At 63.5% G+C, this 15294-nt stretch carries 10 protein-coding genes, 1 tRNA gene and 1 pseudogene; all 12 read right to left on the reverse strand.

What is annotated here, in order from left to right:
- Positions 1-80 precede the first annotated feature (80 nt).
- The 12 genes and pseudogenes from fusA to V6D91_RS11660 all read right to left on the reverse strand — a co-directional run bounded on the left by fusA (position 81) and on the right by V6D91_RS11660 (position 15168).
- Entirely contained in the window at positions 81-2180 is a 2100-nt protein-coding gene (gene fusA, locus V6D91_RS11605) for an elongation factor G (protein ID WP_347320716.1), read from the reverse strand.
- 17 nt (positions 2181-2197) lie between these two features.
- The gene (gene rpsG, locus V6D91_RS11610) at positions 2198-2668 is read right to left on the reverse strand and encodes a 30S ribosomal protein S7 (RefSeq protein ID WP_347320718.1); all 471 of its coding nucleotides are present in this window, start codon (positions 2666-2668) and stop codon (positions 2198-2200) included.
- Positions 2669-2690: 22 nt separating this feature from the next.
- Positions 2691-3065, reverse strand: a complete 375-nt coding sequence (gene rpsL, locus V6D91_RS11615) for a 30S ribosomal protein S12 (RefSeq protein ID WP_347320720.1) — start codon at positions 3063-3065, stop codon at positions 2691-2693.
- Between the two features lie 224 nt (positions 3066-3289).
- A pseudogene (gene rpoC, locus V6D91_RS11620) lies at positions 3290-7408 on the reverse strand (DNA-directed RNA polymerase subunit beta'); the annotation flags it as partial.
- A gap of 65 nt (positions 7409-7473) precedes the next feature.
- Positions 7474-11562 carry a DNA-directed RNA polymerase subunit beta gene (gene rpoB / locus V6D91_RS11625; protein WP_347320722.1) on the reverse strand — a complete coding sequence of 1363 codons (4089 nt, stop codon included), beginning with the start codon at positions 11560-11562 and terminating at the stop codon, positions 7474-7476.
- A gap of 196 nt (positions 11563-11758) precedes the next feature.
- Positions 11759-12139, reverse strand: a complete 381-nt coding sequence (rplL, locus tag V6D91_RS11630) for a 50S ribosomal protein L7/L12 (protein ID WP_347320724.1) — start codon at positions 12137-12139, stop codon at positions 11759-11761.
- Between the two features lie 45 nt (positions 12140-12184).
- The gene (gene rplJ, locus V6D91_RS11635; RefSeq protein ID WP_347320726.1) at positions 12185-12712 is read right to left on the reverse strand and encodes a 50S ribosomal protein L10; all 528 of its coding nucleotides are present in this window, start codon (positions 12710-12712) and stop codon (positions 12185-12187) included.
- A gap of 239 nt (positions 12713-12951) precedes the next feature.
- Positions 12952-13647, reverse strand: a complete 696-nt coding sequence (rplA, locus tag V6D91_RS11640) for a 50S ribosomal protein L1 (RefSeq protein ID WP_347320728.1) — start codon at positions 13645-13647, stop codon at positions 12952-12954.
- Positions 13647-14078 carry a 50S ribosomal protein L11 gene (rplK, locus tag V6D91_RS11645; protein ID WP_347320730.1) on the reverse strand — a complete coding sequence of 144 codons (432 nt, stop codon included), beginning with the start codon at positions 14076-14078 and terminating at the stop codon, positions 13647-13649. The genes rplA and rplK overlap by 1 nt, the downstream gene beginning before the upstream one ends.
- 49 nt (positions 14079-14127) lie before the next feature.
- On the reverse strand, positions 14128-14661 hold the full coding sequence (gene nusG / locus V6D91_RS11650; RefSeq protein ID WP_347320732.1) for a transcription termination/antitermination protein NusG: 534 nt from the start codon (positions 14659-14661) through the stop codon (positions 14128-14130).
- 4 nt (positions 14662-14665) lie between these two features.
- On the reverse strand, positions 14666-15043 hold the full coding sequence (gene secE, locus V6D91_RS11655) for a preprotein translocase subunit SecE (protein WP_347320735.1): 378 nt from the start codon (positions 15041-15043) through the stop codon (positions 14666-14668).
- Between the two features lie 49 nt (positions 15044-15092).
- Positions 15093-15168, reverse strand: a tRNA-Trp gene (locus tag V6D91_RS11660).
- Between the last annotated feature and the right edge of the window lie 126 nt (positions 15169-15294).

The following is a 15294-nucleotide window of genomic DNA, read 5'->3' on the forward strand; positions in this document are numbered from 1 at the left end:
ATGGTGCCCACGTTCACGTGCGGCTTCTTACGTTCGAATTTTTCCTTAGCCATGACTTATGGACCTCTGAATACTTGAAATTAACCTTTCACGCTCTTGATCACCGCCTCGGTGACGTTGCGCGGCGCCTCGGAGTACTTGGCGAACTCCATGGAATAGCTCGCGCGGCCCTGGGTCGCGGAGCGCAGGTCGGTGGCGTAGCCGAACATCTCGGACAGCGGGACCTCGGCGCGGATCTTCTTGATGCCACCGAACTCGTCATCCATGCCCTGGACCATGCCGCGACGACGGTTGATGTCGCCGATGACGTCGCCCATGTAGTCCTCGGGGGTCTCGACCTCGACCTTCATGATCGGCTCGAGCAGGACCGGGTTCGCCTTGGCGGCACCTTCCTTGACACCCATCGAGCCGGCGATCTTGAACGCCATCTCGTTGGAGTCCACATCGTGGTAGGAGCCATCGAACAGGGTCACCTTGACGTCCACCATCGGGAAGCCAGCAATAACACCGTTCTGCAGGGCCTCCTGCACACCCTTGTCGACCGCCGGGATGTATTCCTTCGGCACCACACCACCGACGATGGCGTTGACGAACTCGTACCCTTTGCCTTCCTCGTTCGGCTCGATGCGCAGCCAGACGTGACCATACTGACCACGACCACCGGACTGGCGAACGAACTTGCCTTCCTGCTCGACGCTGCCGCGAATGGTTTCGCGGTAAGCCACCTGCGGCTTGCCGGTGTTCGCCTCGACCTTGAACTCGCGCTTCATGCGGTCGACGATGATCTCAAGGTGCAGCTCACCCATGCCGGAGATGATGGTCTGACCGGACTCCTCGTCGGTATGGACGCGGAAGGAGGGGTCCTCGGCCGCGAGCTTGGACAGGGCGATGCCCATCTTCTCCTGGTCGCCCTTGGTCTTGGGCTCCACGGCGATGGAGATCACCGGCTCCGGGAACTCCATGCGCTCGAGGATGATGATGTTGTTCGGGTCGCACAGGGTGTCACCGGTGGTGACATTCTTCAGACCCACGGCGGCGGCGATGTCACCAGCACGGACTTCCTTGATCTCCTCGCGGGTGTTGGCGTGCATCTGCACGAGACGGCCGATGCGCTCGCGGGACTGCTTGACCGAGTTGTAGACGGCATCACCCGCGCTCACCACGCCGGAATAGACGCGAATGAAGGTCAGGGTGCCGACGAACGGGTCGGTCATGATCTTGAACGCCAGAGCGGAGAACGGCTCATCGTCGCCAGAATGACGCTCAGCCGGTTCGCCGTTCTCGAGCTCGCCCTTGATCGCGGGGACGTCGGTCGGCCCCGGCAGGAACTCGATCACGCCATCCAGCATGCGCTGAACACCCTTGTTCTTGAAGGCGGAACCGCAGAAGGCCGGGATGATCTCGTTGTTCAGGGTGCGCGCACGCAGGCCAGCCTTGATCTCGTCATCCGACAGCTCGCCGGACTCGAGATACTTCTCCATCATTTCCTCGCTGGCCTCGGCCGCAGCCTCGACCATCTTCTCGCGATACTCCTGACACTGGGCAAGCATGTCCGCCGGAATGTCGCGGACATCATAGGTCATGCCCTTGTCGGCCTCGTTCCAGTAGATGGCCTTCATGCGGATCAGGTCGACGACGCCCTCGAAGTTGTCTTCGGCACCGATCGGCAGGACCACCGGCACCGGGTTGCCCCCCAGGCGCTGCTTGAGCTGATCCATGACGCGCAGGAAGTTGGCACCGGAGCGGTCCATCTTGTTCACGAAGGCGAGGCGCGGAACACGGTACTTGTTGGCCTGACGCCACACCGTCTCGGACTGGGGCTGCACACCACCCACCGCGCACAACACGAACACCGCACCGTCGAGCACACGCAGGGAACGCTCCACCTCGATGGTGAAGTCGACGTGCCCCGGGGTGTCGATGATGTTGAAGCGGTGCTGCTCGAACTGGCGGTCCATCCCGCTCCAGAAGGCCGTGGTGGCCGCGGAGGTGATGGTGATGCCGCGCTCCTGCTCCTGCTCCATCCAGTCCATGGTGGCCGCGCCCTCGTGGACCTCACCGATCTTGTGAGACACACCGGTGTAATAGAGGATGCGCTCGGAGGTGGTTGTTTTGCCGGCATCGATGTGAGCCATGATGCCGAAATTGCGGTACCGCTCGAGCGGTGTCGTACGTGCCACGGATCAGTCCTCGTGCCTTACCAACGGAAATGAGCGAAGGCCTTGTTGGCCTCGGCCATGCGGTGCGTGTCCTCACGCTTCTTCACCGCAGAACCGCGGTTCTCGGCAGCGTCCATGAGCTCACCCGCCAGACGGTTCTTCATGTCTTTCTCGCCACGCTTGCGCGCCGCGTCGATGATCCAGCGCATGGCCAGGGAGGTGCGACGGGACGGACGAACCTCGACCGGCACCTGGTAGGTGGCACCACCCACGCGACGGGACTTGACCTCGACGGCCGGAGCCACGTTATCGAGGGCGCGCTCGAGCAGCTCGACGGCATCACCCTTGCCCTTGGCGGTGATGGTGTCGATGGCACCATACATGATGCTCTCGGCGACAGACTTCTTGCCGTCGAGCATGATCATGTTCATGAACTTGGTGATCGTGGTGTTCTTGAATTTCGGATCCGGCAGAACCTGACGAACCGGCACTTCACGTCTTCTTGGCATGACTGACTACCTAAAACCCTAATTAACCCTTCGGACGCTTGGCGCCGTACTTGGAACGGCCCTGGCGACGCTTGGCCACACCCTGGCAGTCCAGCGAACCGCGCACGATGTGATAGCGCACACCCGGAAGGTCCTTCACACGACCGCCGCGGATGAGAACTACGGAGTGTTCCTGAAGGTTGTGACCTTCACCACCGATGTAACCGATGACCTCGTAGCCATTGGTCAGGCGCACCTTGGCGACCTTACGCAGCGCAGAGTTCGGCTTCTTCGGGGTGGTGGTGTAAACACGCGTGCACACACCGCGACGCTGAGGGCAATTCTGCAGCGCAGGCACATTGGACTTCTCGCTCACCCGCGTGCGGGGCTTGCGCACCAGCTGGTTGACTGTTGCCATCTAAAAATTTCTCCAACAGCAAATGGGTTCAAGCGGGGCGATAACAAGGCCAGAGCACCGCATTGAAAGGGGCCGGATTCTAGAGATCAAGCCCACGACTGTCAATGGCCGCTTAACGCCCCCGTCGGTTTTCATTCCTCTTCCGGGTCGCTCGCGACCACGGTCTCGACCGGGGCATCGCTGCCCAGATCGACGAGTCCAAGGGCTTCCCTCATCTGACGACGACGCTCATCGCGCCGGCTCTGATGGTAGGCAAGCCCGGAGCCGGCCGGAATGAGGCGGCCGACGATGACGTTTTCTTTCAGACCACGGAGTTCGTCCACCGCACCACGCACCGCCGCATCGGTCAGCACGCGGGTGGTCTCCTGGAAGGAGGCCGCGGACACGAACGACTCGGTCACCAGCGAGGCCTTGGTGATGCCAAGCAGCACGGGCTGATACTGGGCGGGCATCTTGCCCTTCTCGACCAGGTTGCGGTTCTCCTCGAGGATACGGGCCTTGTCGACCTGATCGCCAACGATGTAGCCGGAATCCCCGGACTCGGTGATCTCGACCTTGCGCAGCATCTGGCGAATGATCACCTCGATGTGCTTGTCGTTGATCTTCACGCCCTGCAGGCGGTAGACGTCCTGCACCTCCTTGGTGAGGTAGGAGGCCATCTCCTCGATGCCACGCAGGCGCAGGATGTCATGCGGGGAGAGCTCACCATCGACGATCACCTCGCCACGGCTGACATACTCGCCCTCGAACACGTTGACCTGACGCCACTTCGGGATCAGCTCCTCGTGGGTATCGCCATTCTCGGCGGTGATCACCACGCGCTGCTTGCCCTTGGTCTCCTTGCCGAAGCTGATGGTGCCGGAGATCTCGGCCAGGATGGCGGGATCCTTCGGCTTGCGGGCCTCGAACAGGTCGGCCACGCGGGGCAGACCACCGGTGATGTCGCGGGTCTTCGAGCTCTCCTGCGGGATACGCGCCACGAAGTCACCCACCTCCACGCGGTCGCCGTCGTTGAGGTTGACGATCGCGCGTCCCGGCAGGAAGTAGTTCGCCGGCAGGTCGGTGCCCGCGAGCTTGAGGTCGTTGCCCTGTTCGTCCACCAGCTTGACCAGCGGACGCAGATCCTTGGCCGCACCGGCGCGCTGCTTCGGATCGGTGATCTCCTTGGAGGAGAGGCCAGTGATCTCGTCCACCTGCGAGTTGACGGTCACGCCCTCGACGAAGTCGATGAAGCGTACGTAACCGGCCACCTCGGTGACGATCGGGTGGGTGTGCGGGTCCCAGACCGCCATGGTGGTGCCGGCCGGGGCGTGATCCCCTTCCTTGACGCGGATGACCGCACCGTAGGGGATCTTGTAGCGCTCGCGCTCGCGGCCGTGATCATCGACCACGCCGATCTCGCCCGAACGCGACACGGCCACCAGGAAGCCGTCGCGGTTGGTGACGGTCTTGAGGTTGTGGAAGCGCGCGCTGCCCGCGGTCTTGTTCTCCACGCTGCTGGCCGCCGCGGAACGGGAGGCCGCGCCACCGATGTGGAAGGTGCGCATGGTCAGCTGGGTGCCCGGTTCACCGATGGACTGGGCCGCCATGACGCCCACCGCCTCACCGACGTTGACCTGATGACCGCGCGCGAGGTCGCGACCATAGCACTTGGAGCACACGCCCCAGCGCGATTCGCAGCTGATCGGAGAGCGCACCCAGACCTCGTCCACGCCCGCCTCCTCGATCTGGCGCACCTTGGCCTCGTCGATCAGGGTCCCAGCTGGGATCAGGGTGGTGTTGGTGCCCGGCACCAGCACATCCTTGGAGGTCACCCGGCCAAGGATGCGCTCACCCAGACCCTCGACCACGTCGCCGCCTTCGATCACCGGGGTCATGCGCAGGCCATCGCTGGTGGTGCCGCAGTCGTCGATGGTGATGACCATGTCCTGCGCCACATCGACCAGACGGCGGGTCAGGTAACCGGAGTTCGCGGTCTTCAGCGCGGTGTCGGCCAGGCCCTTGCGCGCGCCGTGGGTGGAGATGAAGTACTGAATGACGTTCAGGCCTTCACGGAAGTTCGCGGTGATCGGCGTCTCGATAATGGAGCCGTCCGGCTTGGCCATCAGGCCGCGCATGCCCGCGAGCTGACGGATCTGAGCCACGGAACCCCGCGCGCCGGAGTCCGCCATCATGTAGATGGCGTTGAACGAGTTCTGCTTGACCTCGTTGCCGTTGGCGTCGATCACGGTCTCGGTGGACAGGCCGTCCATCATCGCCTTGGTGATCTGATCGTTGGCGCGCGACCAGATGTCGACCACCTTGTTGTAGCGCTCACCGGAGGTCACAAGACCACTGTTGAACTGTTCCTGGATCTCCTTCACCTCGAGCTCGGCCTTGGCCAGGATGGCGGCCTTGGCCTCGGGCACGCGCATGTCGTCGGAGCAGATGGAGATGCCGGCGCGGGCCGCGAAGCGGAAGCCGGTGTACATCATCTGGTCGGCGAAGATGACCGTCTCCTTCAGACCAAGGTGGCGGTAGACGTAGTTCAAAAGGCCCGAGATGGCCTTCTTGCCCATGTCGCGGTTGACCAGCTCGAACGGCACACCGGCCGGTACCACGCGGTACAGCAGCGCGCGGCCGACCGTGGTGTCGATCAGCGAGCGGTGCGGCTCAAGCGTGCCGGCCTCGTTGCGGCGATGCTCGGTGATGCGGACCTTGACCCGGGTGCCGAGCTCCACCTGCTCGGTGTCGTAGGCGCGCTGGACCTCGTCGAGGTCGGCCAGCACCAGACCCTCGCCCTTGCCGTTCACCTTGGCACGGGTCATGTAGTAGATGCCAAGCACGATGTCCTGCGACGGCACGATGATCGGATCACCGTTGGCCGGGGAGAGGACGTTGTTGGTCGACATCATCAGCGCGCGGGCCTCGATCTGGGCCTCGAGCGAGAGCGGCACGTGGACCGCCATCTGGTCGCCGTCGAAGTCGGCGTTGAACGCGGAGCAGACCAGCGGGTGCAGCTGGATCGCCTTGCCCTCGATCAGCACCGGCTCAAAGGCCTGGATGCCCAAGCGGTGCAGGGTCGGCGCACGGTTCAGCAGCACCGGGTGCTCGCGGATGACCTCGTCGAGGACGTCCCAGACCTCCGGCCCTTCACGCTCGACCAGCTTCTTGGCCGCCTTGATGGTGGTGGCGAGCCCACGGCGGACGAGCTTGGAGAAGATGAACGGCTTGAACAGCTCAAGCGCCATCTTCTTCGGCAGGCCGCACTGGTGCAGGCGCAGGGTCGGACCAACCACGATCACGGAGCGGCCGGAGTAGTCGACGCGCTTGCCGAGCAGGTTCTGGCGGAAGCGGCCCTGCTTGCCCTTGATCATGTCAGCGAGCGACTTGAGCGGGCGCTTGTTGGTGCCAGTGATGGCGCGGCCGCGGCGGCCGTTGTCCAGCAGCGCATCCACCGACTCCTGCAGCATGCGCTTCTCGTTGCGCACGATGATGTCGGGCGCGTTCAGCTCCAGCAGGCGCTTGAGGCGGTTGTTGCGGTTGATGACGCGGCGGTACAGGTCGTTCAGGTCGGAGGTGGCGAAGCGGCCGCCGTCCAGCGGCACCAGCGGACGCAGGTCCGGCGGCAGCACCGGCAGCACGGTCAGGATCAGCCACTCCGGCTTGTTGCCGGACTCGAGGAAGGACTCGATCAGCTTCAGGCGCTTGGAGATGCGCTTGATCTTGGTCTCCGAGCCGGTCTCGGCCAGCTCCTCGCGCATCTTGCGGGCCTCCTCCTCAAGATTCATCTTGCTGAGGATGTCGTGCAGCGCCTCGGCGCCCATGCGGGCCTCGAACTCGTCGCCATACTGCTCGATGGCGTCGAGGTACTCCTCATCGTTCAGCAGCTGCCCTTTCTGCAGCGGGGTCAGTCCCGGCTCGGTGACGATGAAGGCCTCGAAGTAGAGCACGCGCTCGATGTCGCGCAGGGTCATGTCCAGCATCAGGCCGATGCGGGACGGCAGGGACTTGAGGAACCAGATGTGCGCGCAGGGCGCGGCCAGTTCGATGTGGCCCATGCGCTCGCGGCGCACCTTGGATAGGGTGACCTCCACCCCGCACTTCTCGCACACCACGCCGCGGTGCTTGAGGCGCTTGTACTTGCCGCACAGGCACTCGTAGTCCTTCACCGGGCCGAAGATCTTGGCGCAGAACAGGCCGTCGCGCTCCGGCTTGAAGGTGCGGTAGTTGATGGTCTCGGGCTTCTTGACCTCACCATACGACCAGGAGCGGATCATGTCCGGCGAGGCGAGCGAGATGCGGATGAAGTCGAATTCTTCTTCCGCCGCCTGGGGCTTCATCAGGTTGAGCAGTTCTTTCATGGCGAATCTCTCAAAAATGCAGCGAGGGACGGTGCGTCATGCGCGCACCGCCCAGGCGGGGTCGATCAGTCTTCCTGCTCGAGCTCGATATTGATGCCGAGCGAGCGGATCTCACGCAGGAGCACGTTGAAGGACTCCGGCATGCTGGCCTCCATCTGGTGGTTGCCGTCGACGATGTTCTTGTACATCTTGTTGCGGCCGTTCACGTCGTCCGACTTGACGGTCAGCATCTCCTGCAGGGTGTAGGCGGCGCCGTAGGCCTCCAGGGCCCAGACCTCCATCTCCCCGAAGCGCTGGCCACCGAACTGGGCCTTACCACCCAGCGGCTGCTGGGTGACCAGGCTGTACGGACCGGTGGAACGGGCGTGCATCTTGTCGTCGACCAGGTGGTTGAGCTTGAGCATGTACATGTAGCCCACCGTGGTCGGACGATCGAAGCGCTGGCCGGTACGGCCATCGTACAAATACATCTGGCCGCTCTCGGGCAGGTCGGCCAGGCGCAGCATGTGCTTGATCTCGGACTCGTGCGCCCCCTCGAACACCGGCGTCGCCATCGGCACACCCTTGCTGAGGTTCTTGGCCATGGCGATCAGCTCGTCGTCGGTGAGGCTGTCGAGGTCGACCTCCTTCACCCCGCGATGGTTGTAGACCTGGTCGAGGAAAGCGCGCAGCTCGGTCAGCTGCTTCTCACGCTCGAGCTCGAGCATGGCCTGGATCTTGTGCCCAAGCCCGCGTGCGGCGAGGCCGAGGTGGACCTCGAGGATCTGGCCGATGTTCATCCGCGACGGTACACCCAGCGGGTTGAGGCAGATGTCGATCGGCGTGCCGTTCTCCATGTACGGCATATCCTCCTCGGGCACGATCATGGAGACCACACCCTTGTTCCCGTGGCGGCCGGCCATCTTGTCACCCGGCTGGATGCGGCGCTTGACTGCCACATACACCTTGACCATCTTCAGCACGCCCGGCGCCAGGTCATCGCCCTGCTGGATCTTCGCCTTCTTGTCGGCGAACAGGCGCTCGGCCTCGGCGCGCTGCTCCTCGAGCTGGGCCTTGTAGGCCTCGAGCTCCGCCGCCGCCCCGTCATCCGCCAGGCGGATGTCGAACCACTGCTCGCGCTTGATCTTGGCCAGCGCGGCGGCGGTGATCTTCTTGCCGCCCTCAAGGCCCATGCCGCCATCGGCGACCTGGCCGACCAGCAGGTTCTCGACACGCTGGAAGATGTCATCCTCGATGATGCGCATGCGGTCCTTGATGTTCTTGCGCACCGCATCGAGGTCGGCCTCCTCGATGGCCTTGGCGCGCGCGTCCTTCTCCACCCCATCGCGGGTGAACACGCGCACGTCGATCACGGTGCCCTCCATCCCCGGCGGCACGCGCAGCGAGGTGTCCTTCACATCACTCGCCTTCTCGCCGAAGATCGCGCGCAGGAGCTTCTCCTCCGGGGTCAGCTGGGTCTCGCCCTTGGGCGTGACCTTGCCCACCAGGATGTCGCCCGGACGCACCTCGGCGCCGACGAACACCACCCCGGACTCGTCCAGCTTGTTGAGCAGGCCTTCGGAGACGTTCGGGATGTCGGCGCTGATCTCCTCGGGACCGAGCTTGGTATCCCGCGCCACGCAGGAGAGCTCCTCGATGTGGATCGAGGTGAAGCGGTCTTCCTTCAGCACGCGCTCGGAGAGGAGGATGGAGTCCTCGAAGTTGTAGCCGTTCCAGGGCATGAAGGCGACCAGCATGTTCTGGCCGAGCGCCAGCTCGCCGAGGTCGACCGAGGCGCCGTCGGCCAGCACGTCGCCCTTGGCGATGACATCGCCGTCATGGACGATCGGGCGCTGGTTGATGCAGGTGTTCTGGTTGGAACGGGTGTACTTGGTCAGGTTGTAGATGTCGACGCCGATCTCCCCGGCCTCGGTCTCGTCATCGTTGACGCGCACCACGATACGGGTGGCATCGACGCGCTCGACCACCCCACCGCGGCGGGCGACCACCGAGGCGCCGGAATCGACCGCCACCACGCGCTCCATCCCGGTGCCGACCAACGGCTTGTCGGCGCGCAGGCAGGGTACGGCCTGGCGCTGCATGTTGGCGCCCATCAGCGCGCGGTTGGCGTCGTCGTGCTCGAGGAACGGGATGAGCGAGGCAGCCACGGACACCACCTGCTTCGGCGAGATGTCCATGTAGTGCACCTGGCCGGGGTTGGCCAGGGTGAACTCGCCGGCCTGACGGCAGGCCACCAGCTCGTCGGTCAGGTTACCCTGCTCGTCCAGGCGGGCGTTCGCCTGGGCGATGATGTACTGGCCTTCCTCGATGGCGGAGAGGTAGTCGACCTGGTCGGTGACCTTGCCATCGACCACCCGGCGATACGGGGTTTCCAGGAAGCCGTAGTGATTGGTGCGGGCGTAGACCGCCATCGAGTTGATCAGGCCGATGTTCGGGCCTTCCGGGGTCTCGATCGGGCACACGCGGCCGTAGTGGGTCGGGTGCACGTCGCGCACCTCGAAGCCGGCGCGCTCGCGGGTCAGGCCGCCGGGGCCGAGGGCGGAGACACGGCGCTTGTGGGTCACCTCGGAGAGCGGGTTGTTCTGGTCCATGAACTGGGAGAGCTGGCTGGAGCCGAAGAACTCCTTGATCGCGGCCGCCACCGGCTTGGCATTGATCAGCTCCTGCGGCATCAGGCCTTCGCTCTCGGCCAAGGACAGGCGCTCCTTGACCGCGCGCTCGACGCGCACGAGGCCGATGCGGAACACGTTCTCGGCCATCTCACCCACGGAACGGATACGGCGGTTGCCGAGGTGGTCGATGTCGTCCACCTGACCGTTGCCGTTGCGGATGTCGATCAGCACCTTGATCACGTCCAGGATGTCTTCCTTGGACAAGGTGCCCGGACCGGTGATCTCCTCACGGCCCACACGGCGGTTGAACTTCATCCGGCCGACGGCGGAGAGGTCGTAGCGATCCTCGGAGAAGAACAGACCCTGGAACAGCGCCTCGGCGGACTCCTTGGTGGGCGGCTCGCCCGGGCGCATCATGCGGTAGATCTCCACCAGGGCCTCGAGCGGGCTGGTGGTCGTGTCCGCGCGCAGGGTGCTGGAGATGAACGGACCGCGGTCGACCTCGTTGAAATAGATGGTACGAACCTCACGGATGCCAGCGTCGTTCATCGCCGCGATCAGGTCGGCGGTGACGATGTCGTTGGCGCTGGCGAGGAGCTCACCGGTGCGCTGGTCGATGACGTTGTGGGCCAGGGTCTGGCCGATGAGGTACTCGATCGGTGCGACCTGGGCGCCGACACCGGCCTTCTTCATGTCGCGCAGATGCTTGGCGGTGATGCGGCGTCCCGCCTCGACGATCACGTTGCCGTCCTTGTCACGGATGTCGAACGGCGCGTTCTCACCCTTCAGGCGGTCGATCACGAGATCGACCTTGACCTCGCTGGCCGAGAGCAGGGTGTAGGTGGTGGTATCGAAGAAGGTGGCGAGGATCTCCTCGTTGTCCATCCCGATCGCACGCAGCAGGATGGTCACCGGCAGTTTGCGGCGACGGTCGATGCGCGCGTACAGGAGATCCTTCGGGTCAAACTCGAAATCCAGCCAGGAACCGCGGTAGGGGATGATGCGCGCGGAGAACAGGATCTTGCCGGAGGAGTGGGTCTTGCCCTTGTCGGAGTCGAAGAACACCCCCGGGGAGCGGTGCAGCTGGGACACCACGACCCGCTCGGTGCCATTGATGACGAAGGTGCCGGTCTCGGTCATGAGCGGCAGCTCGCCCATGTACACCTCCTGCTCGCGCACGTCCTTGACCACCTGGCTGCCCGCAGGGGCCTCCTTGTCGTAGATCACCAGACGCATCTTGACGCGCAGCGGGGCGGCATAGGTCAGGCCACGGATCTGGCATTCCTTGACATCGAAGGGCGGCTCGCCGAGGCGATAGCTGACGTATTCGAGCGCCGCGTTGCCCGAGTAGCTTACGATCGGGAACACCGAGCTGAGCGAGGCATGCAGGCCCATCGGGTCACGGCCCTGCGGGTTTTCAAGCTGCAGAAAGCCACGGTAGGAATCGACCTGGGTGGCCAGCAGATTCGGCACCGCAAGGATGGACTTGCGCTTGCTGAAATCCTTGCGGATCCGCTTCTTCTCGGTGATGGAGTACGTCATCGGATTTCCTCTGAGGAAACAGTATTTACTGACGCGGAGCGTCATCTAGAACCACAGTAGACTGTCGACATGTCTCACCACCGCGCGGTGCCTGGGACATCGCAACAGGCCACTGGAAGCCCATCAAGCGGAAAAAGGCCGGCGGCCATCGCCGCCAGCCGGATACCCGTGTTTCGCAAGGCGAAAGCGGGATCGATTACTTGAGCTCGACCTTGGCACCGGCCTCTTCGAGCTTCTTCTTCATGGCCTCGGCATCGGCCTTGGCAACACCTTCCTTCACGGTGGAGGGGGCGCCTTCAACCAGGTCCTTGGCCTCTTTCAGGCCCAGGCCGGTGATTTCGCGCACGGCCTTGATCACGTTGACCTTGTTGTCGCCGAAGCTGGTCATGACCACGTCGAACTCAGTCTTCTCTTCAGCGGCCGGAGCGGCAGCGCCTGCAGCCGGAGCGGCGGCAACGGCGACCGCGGCAGCGGCGGATACGCCGAACTTCTCTTCCATCGCGGAGATCAGATCAACGATCTCCAGGACGGTCATGTTGGAGATAGCCTCCAGAATGTCTTCTTTGTTGATTGCCATGGTTGTGTACCTAAAAGCGAAAGGATTGTTAAAAAGCCGTAAGTCTTACGCCGCTTGCTTCTGATCGCGGATGGCGGCAACGGTGCGGACCAGCTTGCCCGGAACCTCGTTGAGGGTACGGACGAACTTGGCAACCGGGGCCTGCATGACAGACATGAGCATGCTGATGGCCTGGTCGCGGGTCGGCAGGTTGGCCACGCGATCGATCTCGGATGCAGCGATGAGCTGGCCACTGAGGGCGACGAGCTTCACTTTCAGCTTGTCGTTCTCCTTGGCCGCATCGCGCATCAGGCGTGCTGCAGCACCCGGATCCTCCATCGAGAACGCGAGCACGAGGGGACCTACCATCCCGTCGGCCATGCACTCGAATTCGGTACCGCGCACCGCGATGCGGGCGAGCGTGTTCTTCACCACGCGCAGGTAAACACCCTCTTTACGGGCCTTCACGCGCAGCGCGGTCAGTTGCTCGACCGTCATGCCACGATATTCCGCCGCAACGGCGGAATAAGCTTTGGCGGCGACTTCGGCTACTTCAGCGACGACAGCCTGTTTCTGATCGAACGTCAGTGCCATTGAAATAACCTCGGATCGCATGCCCCAAGGGACATGCATCGCCTCGAACCGGGACGCCACCAGAGACTGGATGGCATCCCGCCCTTACGGTGTCACACCAGGCAGAAATTCCTGGGCCTCACCGTCTGCGCAGGCAGGATTAAGCACTCGGAGACCTCATGCACCTGCGGTCTTGGACGCAACCGGGTAGCCCCGGCAGCCCAAACGGTGCGGAGCGGCATTCCCCGCCCCGCGGCGCATCAGCCCGCCAGGCTGGCCTGATCCACCATCAGGCCCGGGCCCATGGTGGTGGAAACGGTGATGCGCTTCATGTAGATACCCTTGGCCGCGGAAGGCTTGGCCTTGTTCAGGTCCGCGATCAGGGCGTTCAGGTTCTCGAGCAGGGCCTCCTCATCGAAGCTGACCTTGCCGATGGTGCAATGGATGATACCGGCCTTGTCGGTACGGTAACGCACCTGACCGGCCTTGGCGTTGCGCACGGCGGCAGCCGGATCCATCGACACGGTACCCACCTTCGGGTTCGGCATCAGGCCACGGGGACCGAGGATCTGACCGAGCTGACCGACGATACGCATGGCATCCGGCGTGGCGATGACCACGTCGAAATCCATGTTGCCCGCCTTGATGGACTCCGCGAGATCCTCGAAACCGACGATCTCGGCGCCAGCGGCCTTGGCCGCCTCGGCGTTGGCGCCCTGGGCGAACACCGCCACGCGCACACTCTTGCCGGTGCCGCGCGGCAGCACGGTGGAACCACGCACGACCTGGTCGGAGCGACGCGGATCAACGCCCAGATTGACGGCCACATCCACGGACTCGACGAACTTGGAGGTCGCCAGTTCCTTCAGCAGGCTGAAGGCCTCCTTGACCGGATAGGCGCGCGCTGCGTCGACCTTTTCACGGATGGCTTTTTGACGCTTGGTGAGCTTGGCCATTACACGCCCTCCACATTCAGACCCATGCTCTTCGCACTGCCAGCGATGGTGCGCACGGCGGCGTCCATGTCAGCGGCAGTGAGGTCCGGCATCTTGGTCTTGGCAATTTCTTCGAGCTGGGCACGGGTGATGGTGCCAACCTTCTTGGTGTTCGGATTGCTCGAACCACTCTGGATACCCACCGCCTTCTTGATCAGCACAGTGGCCGGCGGGGTCTTGGTGATGAAGGTGAAGCTCTTGTCGCTGTACACGGTGATGACCACCGGCAGCGGCAGACCGGGCTCCACGCCCTGAGTGGCGGCATTGAACTCCTTACAGAAGCCCATGATATTGACGCCGTGCTGACCCAGGGCCGGGCCGATCGGGGGACTCGGGTTGGCCTGACCGGCCTTGACCTGCAGCTTGATGTAAGCTTGGACTTTCTTAGCCATGTTTCACTCTCTTTGGGTGCAAACGCCCAACGGGCTCCCCTGTTGACGATCAGACCTTCTCGACCTGACCGAACTCCAGCTCCACCGGGGTGGAGCGTCCAAAAATACTCACAGCGACACGGAGGCGGCTCTTTTCGTAATCGACCTCTTCGACGGTGCCATTGAAATCATTGAACGGCCCCTCACAGATGCGGACCATCTCACCGACCTCGAACAGGACCTTCGGACGCGGCTTCTCGGCCCCTTCGCGCATCCGACTGAGGATGGCCTCCGCCTCCTTGTCGCTGATGGGCGCAGGGCGATCCGGGGTACCGCCAATGAAGCCCAGCACCCGCGGCACGGAACGCACCAGATGCCAGGCCTCGTCATTCATGTCGATCTGCACCAGCACGTAGCCGGGGAAGAACTTGCGCTCGCTCTTGCGACGCACGCCATCGCGCATCTCGACCACTTCTTCGGAAGGCACGAGGATCTCGCCGAAGCGATCCTGCATGCCATCACGCTGAATGCGCTCCTCGAGCGCACGCTTGACCGCATTCTCATACTGAGAAAAGGTCTGGACCACGTACCAGCGCATGGCCATTGACTTAGCCCCCCTGACCCGTGATCAGACGCACCGCCCAGAACAGCAGCGCATCCACGAGCCACAAAAAGATCCCCACGATCAGCACGAGCACCAGGACCGAGAGCGTAACCTGCAGCGTCTCTTGCCGGGTCGGCCACACAACCTTGCGCAGCTCGGTGCGCGCCTCGCGGGAGAAACCAAAAAGACCACGCCCCACCGGAGTCAGCGCCACCAACCCCGCTGCCAGGCCCACAAGACCGAGCAGGGCCAGCACACGCCACACCAGCGCAACATGGTCAAACCAATAGAAACCAACCACCCCGACGAGCAGGACAAGGAGCGCGAGCGCGAGCTTGATATTGTCCAGCGCTGACGCCGACGCTTCAGTCTTTGCGACCATCTGGTACTGCTTTCTATGAAGATGAATCCGGGCACCACCACCGCAAGGGTGGCAGGGCAGGAGGGAATCGAACCCCCAACCTACGGTTTTGGAGACCGTCGCTCTGCCAATTGAGCTACTGCCCTGTATCGTGTGCACTTCAACAGGAAGCCGGGGATCTTAGTCGATCCCCGGCTGAAAGACAAGACTCGAGACGAATTACTCGATGATCTTGGAGACAACGCCGGCGCCGACGGTACGGCCACCTTCGC

Origin of the sequence: Thiofaba sp. EF100 (assembly GCF_039822285.1) — a bacterium.
Taxonomy (GTDB): domain Bacteria; phylum Pseudomonadota; class Gammaproteobacteria; order Halothiobacillales; family Halothiobacillaceae; genus Thiofaba.